Below are 22,137 nucleotides of genomic sequence, written 5' to 3'. Positions count from 1 at the left end.
GTAATGTCACAAACTTTATTATGTGTTGACCTTGGTGGCACCAAAGCGCTGGTCGCAAAAGTAACCGCAACAGGTGTAATAGAAAAACGCTATTTTGATGTGGACGGCTCAGCAAGTAAGCAGCAAACAAACGACTTTTTATGTCGAATCATCAAGCAAGTGGTTGATAATACTTGCATTGGTATCGTCGTAGGTGTACCTAGCATGGTGCTGATGGAAACTGGCGAAGTGATCGAAACGGTTAATATCCCCAATTGGAAAAATGTGCAGTTAAAGCAGCTATTAAGCACACATTTTAAACTGCCCGTACGGGTGCATAATGATGCAAATTGTTTTGCTATGGGAGAATTTACTCAAGGTAATTTTAAATCAGATACGAATTTAATTGGCATTTGCCTAGGCACTGGACTTGGCGCCGGGCTGGTGCTTAATGGTCGATTATATACGGGTAAGCACTCAGCCGCAGGAGAGTTTGGCAGTTTTAGTTATTTACAAGGGATTATTGAGCACTTTACCTCTGGGCAGTTTTTTATTAATCAAGGTACAACGGGCAAGCAAGCTTACCAAGAGGCATTGGCAAATGACGCACACGCACAACGTTTATTTGATGAGTTTGGCAAGCATCTCGCTCATGCAATAAACCATGTGATACTCGCGTTTGACCCTGACGTTATTGTACTAGGTGGCTCTGTTGCACAATCATCAGCGTGCTTTTTACCTAGTTTGCATATTCAGTTAGCTAAGTTAGTTAACCCAGTTATTTTGCAGTCGTTAGATATTCGTATTAGTGAGCTTGGCGACGATGCTCCATTATTTGGCAGCCATGCGTTATTTATAAACGACATGGCTTATGAGCAATCGTTGGGAGCTAGCTATGCGTAGAATTATATTATTGGTGCTTGCCATATGTTCGGCTGCAGTTTTTGCTAAAGCACCATCGCAGACTGAGTTAGATACCCTCGCGCAGCAGTTATCGGTAAAATATGAGTTACTTTCGGCAAAGCCCGATACTTGCCCTGCACCTCATCAAAAGCAGTGTTACTTATCGCGTTTGACGTTCAGCACACCTTTTGATGCAAACAGTCAACAGTGGTCAATTTATTTTAGTCAGCTAATGCCAATTTATAGCACTGACTCGTCGCAGTTTACCATTAAGCATATCAATGGCGATTTACACCAAATAAAGCCCACCTCGGCATTTGCCGGATTTAAAGAAAATACGCCGATAAGTATAGAGTTTTATAGTCAAGAATCGCAAATTACTCGCGCTGAGTTTATGCCTAATTACATATTGGCAAGTGCGGGTTTAACAAGCCGGGTTATTAACAGTACTAAAACCGCGATTGATCCTGACACTAAGCTAGAGTTACAACCATATTTAGCACCATTTTTAACCTATGAACAACTACAAACGAGTAACGACGATGCGACACCATGGATGGATGCGGAGTATTTATATGAAAGTGAGTCTCGGCCTATATTAAATACGCCACCGCTGAGTTTGATCCCAAAGCCGGTCGCTTTAACTTTATTATCAGGTGAGGCTGTAGATTTAAGCCAAGGCCTAAATCTACAGCTAGCGAATGATATTGATCAAGTACAACTTACAGCGGCAATAGCACGCTTAGCACGTTTTGGTATTAAGCAGCATAGCCAAGGGATTAAAACCACGCTCAATTTAGATTTAGCAGCTGATAACCCAGAGGCTTACACGTTAAAAATTCAACATGAGCAAATAACGATTAGCGCAACGAGTTCTGCAGGGGTATTTTATGCGTTGCAGAGCATCGCAGGGTTAGTCAGCCTTGATAATTTAACTATCCCAGCACTTAATATTACTGATGCGCCGCGTTATGAATTTAGAGGCATGCACATTGATGTAGCACGCAATTTTCGTTCAAAAACATTTATTTTAAATACCATAGAGCAAATGGCCGCCTATAAGCTTAATAAATTACACTTACATTTAGCGGATGATGAAGGCTGGCGATTGGCTATTAACGACTTACCAGAGCTTACGGAAGTCGGTGCCAAGCGTTGCTTAGATTTAACCGAACAGCGTTGTTTGTTACCACAGCTAGGCGCAGGACTTGATAGTCAATCAGCGGTAAATGGTTACTACAGCCAGAATGACTATATTGAAATATTAAAATATGCTCAAGCGCACTTTATTGAAGTGATCCCATCACTTGATATGCCAGGGCATTCGCGCGCGGCAATTGTTGCAATGGAGGCAAGGTTTAACCGTTTAATAGGCCAAGGCAAAAGCGAACAGGCGCTTCAGTATCGTTTAGTCGAACCCGCTGATAAAACTCAGTACAGTTCAATCCAGCATTATCAAGATAACACCTTAAATGTTTGTTTAGAATCGACTTATCAATTTATCGATAAAGTGCTCGATGAAGTAAACGCATTACATGTGCAAGCCGGTGTGCCTCTTAAAACTTACCATATTGGCGCCGATGAGACGGCTGGTGCGTGGGTTGACTCTCCAAGCTGTCGGCGTTTGCAAAACCAACAACCGGCGCTGCATTCATTTAATGGCTATTTTATTGAAAAAGTCAGTGCCATGGTCGCTAAAAAAGGCTTTAAAGTGGCCGGATGGAGCGACGGTATGAACGACGTTACGCTAAAGAGCATGCCAGCAAATGTGCAGTCAAATGCGTGGGCAACGCTGAGCGATGGTGGGCATAAGGTTGCGCATCGTCATGCTAACCAAGGCTGGGATGTGGTGTTATCAAGCCCGGATGTAACTTATTTTGACTTCCCATATCAGTCGCATCCGCAAGAGCCGGGGAATCACTGGGCGAGTCGCGCGATTGACAGTAAAAAAGTGTTTGAGTTTATGCCGGATAATTTGCCTGCGCATGCTGAAATTTGGCGTTCGGTAAACAATCATCATTACAGTGCTGATGATCGTAAAACGATGCGCACAAAACCTTTTATTGGTTTGCAAGGGCATTTATGGTCAGAGCTCATTCGCAGTGACAGGCAAGCTGAGTACATGTTATATCCGCGGTTATTAGCGCTTGCAGAGCGAGCTTGGCATAAAGCGCCATGGGAATTAGATTATAACGGGCAAGGCGCTAAGTATGATCAAAATACAGGCCATTTTAATACAACGCTTAAGCAACAAAAAGCAGCTGATTGGCAGCGTTTTGCGGCGTTAGTTGGCTTTAAAGAATTTGCAAAGCTAGAGCAAGCAGGGCGCTTTTATCGTTTACCTAGCGTAGCTGCACAACAACAAAGTGAAGGCTTAGATGCATTTACTTTGTATCCGGGGATTGTCATCGAATATCAAAATAGTCTTGGCAATTGGCTCATTTATGATGATGAAAATAAAGCCACTAATGTAAAGCAAGTTCGTACGCTTTCTCAAAGAGGTATCCGTAAAGGGCGATCATTGGCGGTGAAATAAAAGCCTTTTAAGCGTTGCTTATTATAAAGCCTTATAACAAACAGGGTCGATTTTTTGCTTTTTAAAAATGATAGCGCTGTCATTTTTGTTGGTGTATGATTAATTTAATGTAATAAAAATGATTTTAGGATTGCAGCGCCTTGGTTTATAGAGCTTTCACGGCGTAATGCTAAAATAATTAATTAAAATAAACTGTTGAGATAAATTTATGGAAGCAACTGTCGAGTGTGAAGCAAACACTAAACATAGTATTTGGCTACCAATGACATTGGCAGGCTCAATGTTTTTCATTCTAGGTTGTATAACTTGGCTAAATGGCGCTATTACACCGTTTTTACAGCAAATGTTGGTGTTATCGCCACTGCAAGCCTCGTTTATTATTTCCTCATTTTATATTGCCGTAACAGTCGCTGGCATCCCATCTGCAATGCTTATTAAGCGTGTAGGTTACAAAAATGGTATGGCAATTGGCTGTGCAGTAATGGCCGCGTCAGCCTTGATGTATATTCCTGCCGCTAAAATGCAGATGATTGAAATATTTTTATTCGCACAGCTAATGATAGGTGTTGGGCAAACAATCCTACAAACAGCGGTAAATCCGTATGTTGTTAAAATGGGATCTGAAAAATCAGCGGCAGTTCGTGTATGTATTATGGGCTTACTGAATAAATTTGCTGGGGTTATCGTGCCTGTTATTTTTGCTGCCGTTGTTGTCAGCGGTGTAGTCGCTGATGGTGAGCAATTATCACAACAGCAAAAAGATGCGATGGCGAATAGTCTTATTTTACCTTATATGGCAATTGCAGGTTTGATCTTTGCGTTTGCAGCATTTGCTAAATTTTCATCGCTACCTGATTTGGTTTTTGAAGAGTCTGAAGGTAATGGTAAAGGCGAAGTAAAAGAAGCACTAAAACATCCTCACCTAGTGCTGGGTGTAATTGGTATTGCCTTATATGTTGCTGTTGAAGTGATTGCCGCAGATACCATTGGCTCTTACGCATTACAGATTGGGATTGCCGATTACTCAGTGATGACCTCATACACCATGGCGTGCATGTTGGTTGGTTATGCCATTGGTATTGCACTTATTCCCCGTTTTATGTCGCAGCAAAATGCGCTCGTTATGTCTGGGCTTGCAGGTATTGTAACTGTACTTGCAGTAATAATGGGAAGTAACGACTCATTTATTCTTGCTAACATATTATTAGTACCATTTGGTGGCCCTGAGCTGCCAGATCCATTGTTATGTATTGCCCTACTTGGTTTTGCCAATGCCATGGTGTGGCCGGCAATATGGCCGTTAGCATTAACTGGCTTAGGTCGTTTAACTGGCACTGCATCCGGTTTACTTATTATGGGTATTGCAGGTGGTGCATTAGGCCCATTACTGATTGGTTTAGGTAACGTAGCAGGCTTAGGTGCGCAAGGTGCTTACGCCTTGATGATCCCAAGTTACTTATTCATCTTATTCTATGCGCTTAAAGGCCATAAAATGAGAAGTTGGAAGTAGATTAAAGTTGGCGAGAGTAAAGTTAGCTCGTTAAGAAAGTTTGTAAGTGAGCAAAAGTGCGATTTATAACACATCGCGCTTTTTCTTTTTTAATCAGTGTTTATTTAATTTCATACTGAGCCAACAACTTATCGACTTCATCTAATTTAAGCTTCAAGTCGCCATATACTTCTGGACAGTCGTTGTAAAAGCAGAGGTTTTCTCTAAAGTGTTTATTAACAAGCACTGCTTTCTCAATAATCTCTTTATTACTCACTATTCCTTGCTGCAGCTTCTCTACTAAAAGACGAATGTAACAGCTTGCTATATCATTCGCCTCCATAGCATTGTGTTTACATTTTAAAATATAATTTTGAAAGTGTGGAAAATAAAGATTAAAAAGTGGTGGAGTGATTTTCCTTAGCTCACTGGCGCTCTCAATAACACTCATATCAAACGTTACGAATATCTGTTGCTCCGTACGATTAAAAAAGTCTTGTTTGGCATACTTTACGTCAGGTGAAGCGTCGGGCATGGTGATGCATTCATCCCATAAAGCCTCAAGGTCTAATTCAGTTTCCATCAAATCTACTCCTAGAAAATGAGCTGCAATATGCAGCTCATGAAAATATAGTTATTTTATTCTACAGACGATGCCTGTTATTACTTTTGCAATTCCTCTACCAGAACCTTTACATTGCGACTTTTCTTTTTCTCTTTGGTTTTGATATTTATTTTTTACTTCTCTGTGCTTTACAGCCTTTTCATAAGCTTTTCTGTATTCATTAGCACGTTTTTTATTTTCTTTTATTTTAATTGCATGCCTACCAGGCTGCCATTTATCGTCCCATTTCTGGTAGTTGGTAGTTGTTTGCTATTAGATTTTGAAATTAAATTGATGTGTGAATACTAGTATTAATTGAACTGTAATGAATACAAAGCAAAAAGCCGTGCTTGATTTAACAAACACGACTTTTATAATTTTAGCCTTTAGCCTTTAGCCTTTAGCCTTTAGCCTAAAACGCGTAGCTGTAACCCATTTGGATTGTGCGTGGTTTACCTGGTTGAATACCACCGTTTGCGCGGTTAGCGATGTAAGTGTTATCAAACAAGTTATCAACCGTTAGATATACTTTTTGATTGTCATCAATTAAATATTTAGCGGCTAAATCCCACACAACACGGCTGTCGATTGCATTCAGGCCGTCAGCACTTAAATCAGCATGTGCGTCAGATACATAACGCACCTGCGTATCAAATGCAAAGCTTGAAAGCACGGCACCAAATGAAAGAGCGATTTGATTCTCTGGAACGTAAGGCATTGCATCACCTTTATTTACTTGCCCCCAGATATCTGATGCAAAATCATTTTTAAACTGTGAATCCGTATAAGTGTAAGTTAAGCGTACAGGGAATGTTGCGCTATTAGTTTCGAAAATACGACCTGCAGAGAACTCAAAGCCCGATACTTCTACTTCGCCGTAGTTGTATTGGTCGCCAATGTTCTCATCACTACAGCCTACAGATGCAGTACAATTTCCATGCATATTGCTGTAATCAGAGAAGAATGCAATGATTTCACCATTAAAACCAGCAACGTTATAGCGGCCACCAAACTCAATGTTTACGCTTTCCTCTTCTTCTTGGTCAGCATTACCTGGTGCAGCAGGTGCGTAACCTTGCTGAATACCTGCAAGTAGCGTTAGGCTGTCGCTCACAGTGTAAGTTGCCCCCAGTGATGGCACAAAGATTTGTGTATCGTTTGAAACGTCTTTAGTTAAGCCATTTTCACGTTTAGGATCAGACTTTGACCACTCTACGCGGGTAATTGTGATGTCTTCATAACGAAGGCCTGCATTAATCACTAATGCATCGATTGACCACTGGTCTTGAATGAATAACGTTGTTGCTTTTGCACTATCTACACGATTGCTGTCAGAACCCGGAACGCCCTGAGACGTTAAGGTCATACTTAAATCTTGATTAAGTGTGTATTTGTCTTCCCACTGAAAACGATCCATTTCGTCTTCGTGGTAGCGCACGCCAACAGTCACATAGTGATCGCCCGCAGGAATGTGCAACTCTGATTGCACTCCTTTGGCTTGGTAGTCGCGGTTATTTGCTTTAATACCAATGCCTTCAATACCTTCAGCTGTTGGTGCCGCTTCAAATTCACTGTACTGTGCTAAATAGCTTTCACTTACTTTGCTCGCTTTGTACCAATTACGATGAAAATCATTGAGGTAAGCTGTCGCTAATAACTCATAACCATCACCAAAACGATAAGCATAATTTAATTGGTATGCATTATGTTGCGTGTTCATTTGGTCTTTTTGTGATGCGGCATAACGACGGTTTGGTGACGCTTTATAATCTTCTTCTGTTAAACCCATGTAAGTTTCATCAGATTGTTCATCAGAGTACTTAATTTTCATCTCTAGGTTATGCGCGTTGTTTTCACCAAACTTATAACCAAATTTAAGTAGAACGTCGTTCTTTTCAAAGCCTGTGTTGTCGCTACCTACAGGTAATTCTTTAAAGCCATCTGCGCCATAGCTGAAAACTTCAATAAGGCCGGCTGCGTTGTTTTTTTCTTTACCGAAGTAAGCATGGCCCTTATAAAAACCATCGCTACCGAGTTCGGCGTTTACTAAACCCGTTGAACCTTCGGTCGGTAAGCTGCGCGAAAGTAAGTTTAAAACACCACCGGTAGTGCGTGGGCCATACTTAACAGAGGCTGCGCCTTTTAATACTTCAATAGACTCCATACGGCCCATAGTAGGGAAGTAGTAAGCCGATGGCGCTGAGTAAGGAGCGGGTGCTACGAGAACGCCATCTTCCATTACAGATATTTTATCGTTACGGCCAGTGCCTGTTCCGCGCATACCAATGTTAGGGCGCAGGCCATAACCATCTTCTTCTTGCACGTAAACACCTGGTACAGATGCTAAAACACGAGAAATATCGGTAAATTCGAATTTTTGTAATTGTTCGTCTGAGATAAATGTAGCAGAGCCCGGAATATCGTTAATAGCAGCTTGCGAGCCAATTACGGTAATTTGCTCAAAGTTCTTTTCTTTATTTGTTGCATCCTTTGCAACAGCATTAGCGCTTAGTGATAAAGCAACAGCCATCGAAAGTGTTGAAACAATAAACTTAGGGGTCATTGTTGATCCTGTATATGTCTAATTTAAACTGGCGCAATTTAAACATGTAAAATAATACGAATCAATCCTATTTGTAACAATCTCGATCGTTAAGTAAATTTTTGAATACAAAAATGAAAATCCACCTTTATTAATATTGTATTACTATATTAATTGCGTTAATTTAAATTATCAAAAGGTAACTAAAGGCGGATTTATGTTAGCTATTAGGTCAAGCGTAATGCAATAAACTCGGCAAGTTTATCTACCGCATGCTCGGCTTGTTCTGCATGCTTTGTTAAGCTAATACCTATTTTACCTAGGCTCGGTAAAATAGCGGTGTTTAACTCATAATTAAGTTCATTAGGTACTGTGCTTCTAGCCAAAACGGTGATTCCTAATCCTTCTTTTAAAGCCGCAGTAAGGCCTGTTAAATCAGCGTTACTATAACTTATGCGGTACTTAATACCCGCAAGTTGCAATGCCTCGATGGCGCGGCGTCGATAAATACAACCTTCCGGTGCAGTCACAAGCGTAACAACGTCATTTTGTGCTATTGATAAATCACCAACCCAGACCAGTTGGTCTTGCATAAAAACAGGGAATTTTTCAGAGTTTAAATCTTCATTTAACGCCAGTACTAAATCAAACTGGTCTTCTCGTGAAACCGACAATAAATGCTTACTTAAACGCGATTTAACCTCTAACGACACTTCAGGGTAAAGTGCCACAAAGTCACCGATAATAGCGGGTAAGATCCGAGCTGCAAATTCGCTGGGTATTCCCAAACGCACCTTACCAGTCACATTCTCTTTAGTAAATAATTGCAAAATGGTGTCGTTTTGCAGCAGCATTTGCTTTGCCATCGGCAGCAGCAGTTCACCGTATTGATTGAGCACTTGGCGCTGACCTTGTTTTTTAAATAGCTTATGGCCGAGCATTTCTTCTAACCGCTTTATTTGTAAACTTACAGCGGGTTGCGATAAGCCAAGTAAATCACCTGCTTTAGCAAAACCTGCTACTTCAACCACAGTAACTAACGTGCGTAAGCTGTCTGTTGAGATATTTTTCATATTAAAAATTACAATTTATGGGGGTAGATTGATAAGTATTATTTATCAATTGATTAATAATTACAATTTGTTGTTGCTAGACTTGCACAATATACTTTTGCCATTAAAGATTGATAGGTGTCGATAATGACTTTTAGTCCGATAATGTTTGCTCGTCATAGCCAGATTGAAGCAGCTGATAGCAATACGCTACAGGTCAATACAAACATCGTAGTGATCGATTTTAGCGGTACTGAAGCAATCCCGTTTTTAACCACTATATTAGGGTTAGATTTAAACAAACTAACCGCCAGTGGTTTAGGTGTGAAAGGCACCTTAGATGGCGACCTAAATAGCAATTATAGCTTTGCGTTATATTACTTTAGTGCAACAGCGTTTAGATTCGTGTTGCTCACAGATGCAGCGGCTCAATTACAAGCACTGATCAGTGAACAGCAACTGCGCTACGATATTGAGTTTGTTACACGCACTGATTTAGCGACCTTAACTTTATCTGGTGAGCAAGCATTTGACGCCTTAGTCGAAGCATTTAAACTCACCCCTGGACTACGCTTGTCAGACACCAACAGCTGTTATGGTACGCAAAGTGGTGAGGTATTTATTACCGCTATTGATAAACAATCAATACAGTATTTTCAGCTGGTGGCCAAAGCGCCAGAGCTGACTAAATGGCAAACATATTTACAGCAACGCGGTTTTGATATGTCACTACCAGACGTTGCTTGAACATAAATAGATAAGCTGGCTAGCGTATTTTTTAGTTGCCAGCTTTTTGTAATTTATTTGTAAGAACAAATCGCAATTTGGGTGTTAGGTGCATTACAACTTATGTATAATCGCCGCCCATGTTATTCCCCCTCATTAAATTGAGGCCACGCCCAATCTTGGGTTAATTATAAAGTGAAGGAATATTATGACTTCTAAAACAGTTTTACATGCAAAGCACCTAGAATCAAAAGCAAAAATGGTTGATTTTCATGGCTGGGAAATGCCAATCAACTATGGTTCGCAAATCGAAGAGCACAACGCAGTGCGCACCGATGCAGGCATGTTTGACGTTTCACACATGACTATTGTTGATGTCAAAGGCGAGCAAGCACAAGCATTCCTTCGTAAACTAGTCGCTAACGATGTTGCTAAATTAACCGTTCCTGGTAAAGCGCTTTACACTGGCATGCTGAATGAGCAAGGTGGCGTAATTGATGACCTTATCATTTACTTCTTCTCAAATACTGATTATCGCTTAGTGGTTAATTCTGCAACTCGTGAAAAAGATTTAGCGCACATGGCTAAAGTTTCAGCTGATTTTGCCGTTGCAGTAACAGAGCGCCCAGAGTTTGCCATGATTGCAGTACAAGGCCCTAATGCTAAAGCAAAAACTGCTACTATCTTAACGGCTGATCAACAAGCAGCTGTTGCAGATATGAAGCCGTTTTTTGGTGTGCAAACTGGTGATTTATTTATTGCTACAACAGGCTATACTGGCGAAGACGGTTACGAAATTGTTGTACCGAACGAGCAAGCTGCGGATCTTTGGCAACAACTGCTAGATGCTGGTGTTGCGCCTGCGGGCCTTGGCGCACGTGACACACTACGTTTAGAAGCGGGTATGAACCTTTACGGCCTAGATATGGACGAGAGCGTATCACCACTTGCTGCTAACATGGCGTGGACCATTGCATGGGAACCTGAAGATCGTGACTTTATCGGTCGTGACGTACTAGTACAGCAACGCGCTGACAAAAGCACTGATAAACTTGTTGGCCTAGTACTGGAAGAAAAAGGCGTATTGCGTAGTGGTTCTAAAGTAATTGTTGATGGTGGCGAAGGGGTCATTACCTCTGGTACTTTCTCACCTACACTTGGTTTTAGTGTTGCCCTTGCACGTGTACCACGTTCAACTGGCGAAACTGCTCAAGTAGAAATGCGTAAAAAATTAGTTAACGTAAAAGTAGTTAAACCAAGCTTTGTACGTAACGGTAAGTCTGTACTTTAAGTATCAATTAAAAGATTTGGTGTTATCACCCAATATAAACCAAAGGATGAATAAAATGAGCAATATCCCTAGCGAGTTAAAGTATGCCTCTTCACACGAGTGGGTTCGCAACGAAGGTGACGGTACTTTCACTGTAGGTATTTCTGAGCACGCACAAGAACTACTTGGCGACATGGTATTTGTTGAATTACCAGAAGTAGGCGATGAAGTAGATGCAGGCGAAGACTGTGCAGTAGCAGAGTCAGTAAAAGCGGCATCAGACATCTATGCACCAATCAGCGGTGAAATCGTTGCAATCAACGAAGACCTTGAAGATGCACCTGAAACAGTTAACAACGACGCTTACGGCGACGGTTGGTTATTCCGCATTAAAGCATCTGACGAGTCTGAGCTAGAAAACTTGCTTGACGCTGAAGGCTATGCAAACACCATCGACGAAGACTAACAATTAGTTTATCGCCGTACTAAAAGCCCCATTATACCTAACATAATTGGGGCTTTTATGATTTTACTGCTTACTTTCCATACACTGTAAGTTATTAAATCAAAAGCTTTTAAGTTATTACTGGTCACCCATTAGTAATAACCATTTATTTTTTGGATCATAGGAATCTGGACAAATGTCAAACGCCAAATCTCTTGAACAATTAGAGCAAACGCAAGATTTTATTCGCCGCCATATTGGGCCAAGCCCAGCACAAGTAAGCGATATGCTAAGTGCTCTTGGAGTATCGAGTGTTGAAGAGCTGATCGGTCAAACTGTACCTGCAAGCATCCGCTTAGAGCAAGGCCTAACAGTGGGCGAAAGCCGCACTGAAGTTGAAACACTAAGCTACTTAAAATCAGTAGCAAGCAAAAATAAAGTGTTTAAATCTTACATCGGTCAAGGCTACCACCCAACTCATGTACCACACGTGATTTTACGTAACGTGCTTGAGAACCCAGGCTGGTATACAGCGTACACTCCATACCAACCAGAGATTGCTCAGGGGCGTTTAGAGTCATTACTTAATTTCCAAACTATGACCTTAGACCTTACCGGTCTTGATTTAGCAAGTGCATCATTACTTGATGAATCAACTGCGGCTGCCGAGGCCATGGGCCTTGCAAAGCGTGTATCTAAAGCTAAAAAAGCCAACATCTTCTTCATCGCTGATGACGTACACACACAAACTATTGACGTTGTGGCAACCCGTGCCGACCAATTTGGTTTTGAAGTTGTTGTAGGTCCTGCTGCTGACGCTGTAAATCACGAAATTTTTGGTGCGTTATTTCAATACCCATCAACATCAGGTGAAGTAGTCGATATCACAGATTTAATCGCTGGCGTACAAAGCAAAAAAGCGATTGCCTGTGTTGCTGCTGACATCATGAGCTTATTATTATTAAAAGCACCAGGTAAACTTGGCGCAGACGTAGTACTTGGTTCTGCCCAGCGTTTTGGTGTACCAATGGGTTACGGCGGTCCTCACGCTGCATTTTTCGCAACACGTGATGCATACAAACGTTCATTACCAGGTCGTATCATTGGTGTGTCTAAAGACCGTTTGGGTAACGATGCACTACGTATGGCAATGCAAACCCGCGAGCAACACATTCGCCGCGACAAAGCCAACTCAAACATTTGTACAGCGCAAGTATTGCTAGCTAACATGGCTGCGTTTTATGCGGTGTACCATGGCCCACAAGGCTTAAAAACTATTGCACAGCGTATTCATCGCTTTGCTGATATTTTAGCCGCAGGCCTTAAAGCTAAAGGTGTAAACCTTAAGCACAGCACCTGGTTTGATACCCTAACAGTTGTTAGCGATAACAAAGAAGACGTAACAGCACGTGCTGTAGCAAACGGCGTAAACTTTGCTACTAACCATGATGGCGAATACTCAATCTCAGTATCTGAGACCACAACGCGCGCAGACGTAGCACAGTTGTTCGATATCATTCTTGGCGAAGACCACGGCTTAAGTGTTGATGCAATCGCAGCAGACATCGAAGCAAACGGTAGCGATTCAATCCCTGCAAACCTTGAACGCGATGATGAAATCTTAACGCACCCTAACTTCAATTCGTATCACAGCGAAACTGAAATGCTGCGTTATATCAAACGTCTTGAAAACAAAGATTTAGCACTTAACCACTCAATGATCTCGTTAGGTTCATGTACTATGAAACTAAACGCGACCGCAGAGATGATCCCAATCACTTGGCCTGAGTTTGCTAATCTTCACCCATTCTGCCCGCTAGACCAAGCAGAAGGTTACCAAATCATGATGGGCGAACTACATGATTGGTTAGTTAACATCACCGGTTACGACGCCGTTTCATTACAGCCAAACTCTGGCGCACAAGGTGAATACGCAGGCTTAATCGCGATTCGTAAATACCACGAGTCTCGTGGCGATGCGCACCGTAATATTTGTTTGATCCCAAGTTCAGCGCACGGTACTAACCCAGCGTCTGCACAAATGGCGAGCATGAAAATTGTAGTTGTTGATTGTGACAAAAACGGTAATGTAGATATGGCAGACCTTAAAGCGAAAGCTGAAGAAGTCGCAGAAAACCTATCGTGTATCATGATCACATACCCGTCTACGCACGGTGTATACGAAGAAACAATTCGTGAAATTTGTGACATCATTCATCAACACGGCGGCCAAGTTTACATGGACGGCGCGAACATGAATGCACAAGTAGGTGTAACAAGCCCAGGCTTTATCGGTTCAGACGTATCGCACTTAAACTTGCATAAAACGTTCTGTATCCCACATGGCGGCGGTGGCCCAGGTGTTGGCCCAATCGGTGTTAAATCACACCTAGCGCCATTTATGCCTAACCACAGCGTAATTAACGTACCTGGTACGAGTATCGGCAACGGAGCAGTATCAGCAGCGCCATACGGCTCAGCAGCTATTTTACCTATCTCATGGGCTTACATCACCATGATGGGTAGCGAAGGCCTTAAACAAGCCACTGAAATGGCAATTGTAAGTGCAAATTACCTAACTCACGAGTTAAGCGCGCACTTCCCAATTTTATACCGTGGTCGCAACAACCGTGTTGCTCACGAATGTATTGTTGACTTACGCCCACTTAAAGAGCTTTCAGGCATCACTGAAATGGACGTGGCTAAGCGCTTACAAGATTACGGCTTCCATTCACCAACTATGTCGTTCCCTGTAGCGGGCACCTTGATGATTGAGCCTACTGAGTCTGAGTCTAAAGTTGAGATCGACCGCTTCATCGAAGCTATGGTGTCAATCAAAGGCGAAATCGACAAAGTGATCTCTGGCGAATGGTCTATCGAAAACAACCCGCTTGTGTTTGCACCGCATACACAAGGCGACGTACTTGGTAACGAGTGGGACAGAGCATACGACCGCTTCTACGCTGCGTTCCCAGTACCAGCAGTGGCTAAAAACAAATTCTGGCCTACAGTAACGCGCATCGATGACGTATACGGCGACCGTAACCTAGTGTGTTCATGCCCAGCGGTAGAGACATACCGCGATTAATGATTTTTAAAATTTCCAATTAAAGATTGGGAATTTATAAAATTTTAAAAGCCGTTGCAGCAATGTAGCGGCTTTTTTGTGCGTGGTGATAAGCCATAAATTATATGAACGTTGGGTTGAGTGCAACGACACCTAACGATTCTCCAATATCATTACCAGCTCCAAAGTACATAAATATGTATTGTTTGTAGGTCGCTCTTTAGGGAGAAAAAAGCGAGAAAAAGAACTTCACCACAGAGATCACAGAGGCGCTTCGCTGCACAGAGGTTAAATATTGTTGTAGGAGATGGCTTCAGCCACGAATGGTTTAACACAGGAATAAAAGGTATAATTGTAGGCGCGTGTGATTGTAGGTTTGGCTTTAGCTCGAAAAAATTGCACTACAGATGGTGACGAATCAGTAATTAGAAATTATTTTAAGAATCAGGGTAGTGATGCCAAATATATGAAACTACATGATTCTAATCAGCTTATGATATTCGAGTGATTAATCGTTACCTCGCTCCTTGGAGCGGGATTATTCGTTGTATAAGAATAATTAAAGAATGCTAGTGAGTTGAATTAGTGTTTGTGAAAATTCGGGTGTAGTTAATGAATAAAAGCAATATAATCGTTATAAGTATCAAACCTAAATGGGTTAAAGAAATACTTTCAGGGAAAAAAGATATAGAGTTGAGGAAAAGTTTTTCTAAAGAGTTACAAACAAATTTTACAGCTGTTATTTACGCATCATCTCCGGTCTCTGCTATTATTGGCACATTAAAAATTAAGTCAGTAGAAGTAGGGGAAGTTGAAAGTTTGTGGAGTAGGCTTGGAGTTCGGACTGGCGCGACAAAGTTAGAGTTTTTTGATTATTTTAATCATAAAAAGTTTGGAGTTGCACTTAGTATTAGTGATCCAAAAAGCTCTGAGCACATAAGCTTATGTGACTTGAGGAAGAACTGTAATTTCTTTCCACCCGTTTCATGGCGGTACCTTAAACAAGTTGAGTACGAATTTTTAAAAGGTTATTTATTTTGAGTATGATAATTCTAGTTGCTGGTCTATCAGGGGTTGGCAAAACTACATTTTGTAAGAAAGTTAGTTCTAGTAACTCTAGAACCTTACATATAGTTGCTAGCAGCGTTCAAAAAAGATGTAATGAAACCGATTTTAATAGTAATCAATTAAATCTGATTGAAGAAATAAATAAAATAGTGGCAGAATCAACTTATGAAATCTTTCTTATTGATGGTCACCTGTTTATTAAAAATAAAAAAGTTCCAATTGCTGCTATACGTAAATTGCACTTACGTGCGATAGTATTTATTTATGAAGAAGCAAATACCATTATACATAGAAGAGAAATTGATGAGTTGAGAAAACGCAATGTTGAAACTCAGAGTCAAGTAATTAAGTCACTTGAAGAACAGTTAGAGTATTGCAATTATATTTCAAAGGAGCTGGATTTACCTTTAGTTATTCTTCAGCCTTCCAAACAAGATACAGTGCTGGAGTTTAGTCAGTTTATCTCTTTATTAAATTAAATGAAGCTTACTTTTTAGATCGTTATAGTTAAAGGTATTTTACAGGATGGTATATTAAATTGCTCAATCTTAGACGAAAAAAAGTAAAGGAAATCGAAGCTAAAAGCATAGCACTTTGGTGTAAGGTTAGAGGGGGGAAGGATGTAATAGAGCCAAATAAAGCTCAAATAGCACAATCAACGAAAGAAATAATAAGTGAAAAACTTTTTGAGGTTGCAGACTATGCCGCTAGTAACAGTTTAGACTTAAAAAATATCGACTTAGAGAGTGACATATTAGGCAAGCATATACAGAAAATACTTAACTATTCAGTAGGTAAATCTCTTGGTGAAGAATATCAATGTAAACTCAAAGACAAAGCTGTAGAAAGAGCAAAACATCCCAGCAGAAGTGCGTTGAATGAAGCAACAAAAGGGATTTCGCTTCATATTAATTATTGGCATTTTTCAGTTGATTCTGAAAAATCAGATGTACTCGATATTGGTTTAATGCTCCCAAAAATTGAGGCGGTAGAGGAGTTGTGCCTCTATTTACCAATTAAGTTAAAAGAAAACGAAATTTTAGATATTACTAGCTTGTTAAAGCATAATGAAATCTCAACAGCAATATTTAATGAAAACCTAAGTTCACAGCAGTATGGAACTAAAGATCATTATAAGTTATTAAAAGGAGATAAGTACTTCTGTTCACTCCGTAGTTTCCTAAAAAATGATATTAATAATGGAGAAGAGTTTGGTTTTCGAAGTGCTGCTGGAGATGATGGTGTTATTATATCTATAAAATCAGAAGCTATAGAAAAAGCGCTACCTGATAAAAATGGCGATGGGAAAGCTTACTTTAGGCTCAGAGTAATTCTCGATTCTAAAGACAAAAAAGATATCTTTATTAGAAAAGACTTACCAAAAGATAAGTATTTTGTTAGCGGCTTTGAGGTTACAGAGTATATAGATTTTAGAATTAACGAGACTCGTTTATTACCACAAAGCGTCCAAGAAGAGATTGAACATTTACAAGGCCGTGACATCATTCCTGTTAATCGAATTGATTTTCTTCTTGCTACAACACCAGGAGCAGATATAAAAATTTCAGGAACTAGTTTTCACAAATCTCGTTATTTAGAGCCTAACCCTTGGAAAAAATATTTAGAAAACGGTCCCGAAGATATAAGAAAAACGATTGAAACTGGAATGGTTGTATATCATTGGAAAAGTGTTGCCAAATTAGATAAGCCAATAGAAGATTTTTTAGCTTTTGTGAAGCTACGCATCAGATTAAGCCAAAGCAAGAAAATTGCATTTTATTTTTTGTGGGTTATTGTACTTGGTGGAGTTGGTAGTCTATTGGCAAGTTTGGTTTACTCATTCTTTGGCGGTGAGTCTTGATTAAAAGTGAGAATCCTTTTGAGTTTCTCATATTAATGTTAGTATATCGAAAATAGTTAGATTTTTTTGGAATAGTTCCAAATATGGTCGGACGGCTTGGGTAAAACCTACTTTGTAAAAACTGGAAAGTCACATGTTAAATAAAAAAGAGTTTTTTAAATATAGCCCTGATGAAATAGATGCTTTAGAGTTTTTATTACCTATATCTAATAGCTATCCAGATCTCCAAAGTTGGTACGAAGACCGTGTTGTTCCAGGTTTGACGTCTGGAACCAGAAAATTATTTATACACCGTAGAGAAGGTAAAGTGGTTGCTGTCGGTATCGCCAAGAAGACTCGAGATGAGAAAAAGGTATGTACTGTGCGTGTTGCTCCTGAATACTCAGGGAGAGGGTTAGGAGTGAAGATCTTCATAGAAGCTATGTCATGGCTTGAAACTGACAAGCCACACCTAACTGTTAGTGAATGTAAATTTGCTGAGTTTGAACGGATTTTCAAATTTTTTGGCTATAGAATGACTTCGACGGTTAATGGGCTGTATGTACCAAATAAAGTTGAATATCTATTCAATGAAACAAAGTCATTAATTTAATCAGTTGGCAGACCTTCCTCGCATGAAAATTGTTCTTCAGAAAAGAAGGTGTCACCCATTAGAAAGTTCAGGTCAAGCAGGCAGGTGTGTTTTCTTGATCTTTTTATTCAAAAGACCAACTGCTATTACTTTTTAAATTCAATTTAAATATGGCTATGCATCCAGTAATGACGTCGATTTATGTGAATATGCATCTTGGTTTGGATAAAGAAAACTAAAGGGGTCACCCATTAGAAAGTTCCGGTTAAGCAGGCAGCTGTGTTTTCTTTCTCTTTTTATTCAAAAAACCAAGTGTTTTTAAATTCACTTTAAATATGACTACGCACCTAGTAACTAAGGCAAGCCAAGAGGATCCCTTAGGATTTTCCCCATTGACCTTACTCAAAATATCTTTTTTGGACCATAAGTTAAACCGCCTATAGATAGTACTCCATGTACCAAGATAAGAAAGCAGATCTAGCCATGGGATACCTGTGCGCATACTTATACAGTATGCCTTTGAGCGTTCTTCTATGCTCAGTCTTATTATAAATTCGACCACTTAAGCACATTACTTTTGATAAGATATTCCATGTCGCCTTTGTTAACATTTATCTTGGCGTAAGGATTCGGTGTAACGTTTTTTAGCGAATTCAATTACACCGTATTTTTTGCTGTTTGTTTTTTATACCGCAAAGTTCAGCACGCTCTAGTATAAATAGCTCTCTTCAATAAGATGTATTAACCGAATTTACTGCCAACTCACACTTAAATCTAGCGCTTCCCCTATACTCGAAGAACAAGGGCCAAAAACGGCATAGTCACCAATAATTCTCATAAATTTAGCCTGACTACTATTTGGCAGCGTTGATAAATCGAGTGTAGTATTAAGGCCATAAGGTTGCCCCTTTTCGACAAATTTATCGACGACAAGCTCATTAACCTCATCGCCATAAATTCCATTATCGTTGAGATCAATCCAGACTTTCCATGAGGTAGATTGCTCTGTTACTTCAGTATCTCCTTGAATGTTGATGATAGTATTACTGGGATTTATCAGCTCTATCGGCATTTGGGTATAGTCCCATGCTGTTGAGTTATAATTAATGTCGTTGCCACCAATAGAAACATGAGTGATGTGCTTATCGACGCTAGCTGAGTTTATTGAGCAATACTGATTTGTTACCTGAATAAGCCGTTCAAAGGTATCCTGATCATCGGATTGATCAGTTACTGTCAACTTAACTAGGTAACTTCCTGATTCTGCGAAAATATGCTTAGGGCTGGCTTCTGTTGAAGTTTGACCATCGCCAAAATCCCATAACCATTGAACAACTTGACTCGTTGAGCGGCTATCATCGGTAAACTGAGTGCTTAATTTAATTTTATCTGCATTAAAATGGCTGAGCACTCCTTGGTCATAAAGTTTTATTTTTACCACCTTAAAAGCTTCAACGACGTCTTCTTCAGATAAGCCAGCAACACCAGCTTGTTGTTTAATACATTCTGCAGCTTCAGTTAGTGTGGTCAACGCACTCCAACAGACCTTGGCTGAATTTAAATATACTTTATAGGTAGGCTCTATCCCCCATTTATTTGATAGTAAATAAAATGGATAGGTGATCATACCAATGCGTAAATAGACATTATCACCAGCCTCTTCATAATCAAGAAAACTATCAATGGCGCCATTTTCAGTTTTTATCTGATCGAGATGACGAATAAAACCGCCATTCTCTTGGCCGTGAATCCAATTATCTGAATGTCCCGTAAACTCGTATTTTGCCATTACACCTGATATATCGCCAAAGGCTTCGTGCAAGGTACGAGCATCAGTACTAATTTCATGATCGAATTGATTTAAATCAGACACTCTATTTAAAACCCCATGCCCCACTTCGTGCGCAATGATGTCAAGTGAAGCCATAGAGTAAAATAACGGATACGCATCACCAAAGTTGGCATATGCACCATCCCAAAAGGCGCCTTGTTCATATTGTTGACCATAGTGAACACGGATTCTAATTTTGTCTTCCAGTGGCGGCTCCCCAAGGTATTTAACAAAGCTATTGTAAACGAATGTGCCGTAAAACATGGCGTCATTAAGCGTTGAATATGTCCAGACCCCAGTCTCATCAGAAATCATATCTTCGGAATGTGTCGGCTGCGTATCACATAAAAATGAATAAGGAGGGAAAGCATTCTCATTAACGTCGTTAGGGAACTTATTGCTATTATTACTCTCCCCAGCTTCATCCTTAGTATTATTCATATGAGTAATGCTGACTAAACCATTATCAAAGATACATAATCCACCTTGCTCTTCTGTGCGCTGAATTGAAATTTTCTTGCGACCTACGCCATAATCCCAAGTGTGAATTTTATTCCCCCCAGGCCCCGATAATTCAGCATTACCTATGAAATCATGAAAGGGAATAAGGGTACCTTTCGTGGCCTGTCCAATGGTGTTTACCGGCAAAAGCAATAGCGCATTAGTATTTGCAGGTATACTTGTATCCTTTGGAATATCAAGGTGATAAACCGCTTTGTTCATAGTTTTTAACCAAGCATCGCCCTGTTTATTTCCTTGCTCATCTACCCAATAAACCCACACAGACTCAACTTTAGCGGGGTCACTATCAATAACTTCAGGGGCGACAATTGTTACGATGCCAGATAGTTTGCCAATAGAACTATCGTGATCACGAAAAAACGCATGTAATATTGGATTCGTTGGCACTTCAGTAACAGGGTTTAGCTGTTCTTCAATTGGCGGCTGTTTAATCGAAGAAGAGTCAGAGCTGCCGCCACCACACGCAACAAGAAATAAAGTAATAAATATAGAGATGAATTGTTTAAATCGAATAAGATTTAATTGGATGAGATTTGTCGGCAATAAAAGTGATTGAAAAAAAGTCATTGGCTATCCTTAGTCAATTGGGTGAGTAAAAAACAATATAAATCAATGTTATATGAGTTTATTTTGGTTTTTTACCATTAAGTTTACACTCTAGAACAAATACGCTATTTTTTCAATTTATTTGGCTAAATTATAGACTGTAGAGTGTAAGTAACCTGAGGTTTGGGGTAGCCTATTTATTATCCAAAGCTAAGGTTAATTGACCCATTAGTTGAAGAATAATGTCACAAGAGGGTTAAAGGGGTCAAATCTTGACTTCAGACATCGAAGGTCTAGATTTAAGAGGGTTAAAGGGGTCAAATCTTGACTTCAGACATCAAAGGACTAGATTTATAGTTTACTACTCATTGAGGAGGGTTAAAGGGGTCAAATCTTGACTTCAGACATCGAAGGTCTAGATTTAAGAGGGTTAAAGGGGTCAAATCTTGACTTCAGACATCAAAGGACTAGATTTATAGTTTACTACTCATTGAGTGAATTACTATGTCTAGACCGCTGCGAATAGAGTATGAAAATGCGTTTTATCATGTAATGAATCGTGGAAGAGGGTGCGAAAATACCTTTTTAAGTGATAACGACTTTGAGTATTTTTTACATTGCATTGAGCAAGCAAGCCTTCGCTTTAATATTGAAGTGCATTCATATTGTTTAATGACCAATCATTACCACCTGCTAATCAAAACCCCAGATGCAAATTTAGGCCGAGCCATGAAGCATATTAATGGCCTTTATACTCAATACTTTAATCGAACACATAACACAGATGGTGCGCTGTTTAGAGGGCGCTACAAAGCGGTGCTTGTGGATGCAGATAACTACTTATTGCATGTTAGTCGGTACATTCACCGTAACCCAATTGAAACGAACACACCGTTGGTAAAAGACCTTGCTAAGTATAAATGGTCTAGCTATTCAGCTTTCATTAAAAGGGTAGCGACGCCCAAATGGCTCGTTCGAGATTTTATATTTTCGCTGCAAGGCAAAAAGCGTAAATATGCTGCTTATAAACAGTTTGTTGAATTTGAAAATAATAAAGAAATAAGCGCTTTTTATAGTGCTAAAAAGTTATTGTCGGTTTTGGGTTGTGAGGACTTTATTGAAAAC

General features: G+C 40.0%; 17 protein-coding genes. 12 read left to right on the top strand and 5 right to left on the bottom strand.

The window, feature by feature from the left end; translation table 11 throughout:
• The first annotated feature begins 3 nt into the window (after positions 1-3).
• The 3 genes from H5163_RS05810 (at position 4) to nagP (ending at position 4,928) form a co-directional block, all read left to right on the top strand.
• On the top strand, positions 4-882 hold the full coding sequence (locus H5163_RS05810; RefSeq protein ID WP_145241877.1) for an ROK family protein: 879 nt from the start codon (positions 4-6) through the stop codon (positions 880-882).
• Positions 875-3,418, top strand: coding sequence for a family 20 glycosylhydrolase (locus tag H5163_RS05805; RefSeq protein ID WP_182734650.1), 2,544 nt, complete (start codon positions 875-877; stop codon positions 3,416-3,418). Before H5163_RS05810 ends, H5163_RS05805 begins: the two co-directional genes overlap by 8 nt.
• A gap of 208 nt (positions 3,419-3,626) precedes the next feature.
• On the top strand, positions 3,627-4,928 hold the full coding sequence (gene nagP, locus H5163_RS05800; RefSeq protein ID WP_145241873.1) for an N-acetylglucosamine MFS transporter NagP: 1,302 nt from the start codon (positions 3,627-3,629) through the stop codon (positions 4,926-4,928).
• Positions 4,929-5,028: 100 nt separating this feature from the next.
• On the opposite strand, the gene H5163_RS05795 is transcribed toward nagP, so the two are convergent.
• The 3 genes from H5163_RS05795 to H5163_RS05785 form a co-directional block, all read right to left on the bottom strand.
• Complete coding sequence (locus tag H5163_RS05795; RefSeq protein WP_182731452.1) at positions 5,029-5,490, bottom strand: hypothetical protein; 462 nt, start codon at positions 5,488-5,490, stop codon at positions 5,029-5,031.
• Positions 5,491-5,923: 433 nt separating this feature from the next.
• The gene (locus tag H5163_RS05790; RefSeq protein WP_182734649.1) at positions 5,924-8,074 is read right to left on the bottom strand and encodes a TonB-dependent receptor domain-containing protein; all 2,151 of its coding nucleotides are present in this window, start codon (positions 8,072-8,074) and stop codon (positions 5,924-5,926) included.
• A 206-nt stretch (positions 8,075-8,280) separates the two neighbouring features.
• Positions 8,281-9,126 (bottom strand): LysR family transcriptional regulator, encoded by an 846-nt coding sequence (locus H5163_RS05785; RefSeq protein ID WP_145241866.1) that lies wholly within the window; start codon positions 9,124-9,126, stop codon positions 8,281-8,283.
• A gap of 126 nt (positions 9,127-9,252) precedes the next feature.
• Here H5163_RS05785 and H5163_RS05780 point away from each other — a divergent pair, with 126 nt between their 5' ends.
• The 8 genes from H5163_RS05780 to H5163_RS05745 all read left to right on the top strand — a co-directional run bounded on the left by H5163_RS05780 (position 9,253) and on the right by H5163_RS05745 (position 18,134).
• Complete coding sequence (locus tag H5163_RS05780) at positions 9,253-9,852, top strand: hypothetical protein (RefSeq protein WP_182734648.1); 600 nt, start codon at positions 9,253-9,255, stop codon at positions 9,850-9,852.
• A gap of 187 nt (positions 9,853-10,039) precedes the next feature.
• Positions 10,040-11,122: a glycine cleavage system aminomethyltransferase GcvT gene (gcvT, locus tag H5163_RS05775; RefSeq protein ID WP_145241861.1), complete on the top strand. Its 1,083-nt coding sequence runs from the start codon at positions 10,040-10,042 to the stop codon at positions 11,120-11,122.
• A gap of 55 nt (positions 11,123-11,177) precedes the next feature.
• Complete coding sequence (gene gcvH / locus H5163_RS05770; protein ID WP_145241859.1) at positions 11,178-11,567, top strand: glycine cleavage system protein GcvH; 390 nt, start codon at positions 11,178-11,180, stop codon at positions 11,565-11,567.
• A gap of 175 nt (positions 11,568-11,742) precedes the next feature.
• On the top strand, positions 11,743-14,634 hold the full coding sequence (gene gcvP / locus H5163_RS05765; RefSeq protein ID WP_182734647.1) for an aminomethyl-transferring glycine dehydrogenase: 2,892 nt from the start codon (positions 11,743-11,745) through the stop codon (positions 14,632-14,634).
• 591 nt (positions 14,635-15,225) lie between these two features.
• Positions 15,226-15,654 (top strand): ASCH domain-containing protein, encoded by a 429-nt coding sequence (locus H5163_RS05760; RefSeq protein ID WP_182734646.1) that lies wholly within the window; start codon positions 15,226-15,228, stop codon positions 15,652-15,654.
• Between the two features lie 2 nt (positions 15,655-15,656).
• Positions 15,657-16,160, top strand: coding sequence for an ATP-binding protein (locus H5163_RS05755; protein WP_259399788.1), 504 nt, complete (start codon positions 15,657-15,659; stop codon positions 16,158-16,160).
• 59 nt (positions 16,161-16,219) lie between these two features.
• On the top strand, positions 16,220-17,542 hold the full coding sequence (locus tag H5163_RS05750; protein ID WP_182734644.1) for a hypothetical protein: 1,323 nt from the start codon (positions 16,220-16,222) through the stop codon (positions 17,540-17,542).
• A gap of 133 nt (positions 17,543-17,675) precedes the next feature.
• Positions 17,676-18,134: a GNAT family N-acetyltransferase gene (locus H5163_RS05745; protein WP_182734643.1), complete on the top strand. Its 459-nt coding sequence runs from the start codon at positions 17,676-17,678 to the stop codon at positions 18,132-18,134.
• 244 nt (positions 18,135-18,378) lie between these two features.
• Here the strand turns inward: H5163_RS05745 and H5163_RS21500 are convergent, their stop codons facing one another.
• Together H5163_RS21500 and H5163_RS05735 are read right to left on the bottom strand one after the other, a co-directional pair.
• Entirely contained in the window at positions 18,379-18,615 is a 237-nt protein-coding gene (locus tag H5163_RS21500) for a transposase (RefSeq protein WP_404936307.1), read from the bottom strand.
• Positions 18,616-18,864: 249 nt separating this feature from the next.
• Positions 18,865-21,033 carry a PKD domain-containing protein gene (locus H5163_RS05735; RefSeq protein WP_182734641.1) on the bottom strand — a complete coding sequence of 723 codons (2,169 nt, stop codon included), beginning with the start codon at positions 21,031-21,033 and terminating at the stop codon, positions 18,865-18,867.
• Between the two features lie 483 nt (positions 21,034-21,516).
• Between H5163_RS05735 and H5163_RS05730 the strand changes: the two genes are divergently transcribed.
• Positions 21,517-22,137: transposase (locus H5163_RS05730; protein ID WP_182734640.1), on the top strand; the 621-nt coding region annotated here is incomplete at its 3' end.

Origin of the sequence: Pseudoalteromonas sp. SG44-8, assembly GCF_014164125.1 — a bacterium.
Classification (GTDB): domain Bacteria; phylum Pseudomonadota; class Gammaproteobacteria; order Enterobacterales; family Alteromonadaceae; genus Pseudoalteromonas; species Pseudoalteromonas rhizosphaerae.
The sequence above is the reverse complement of the archived record's forward strand: the minus strand, read 5'-3'. Positions and strand labels throughout refer to the sequence as shown.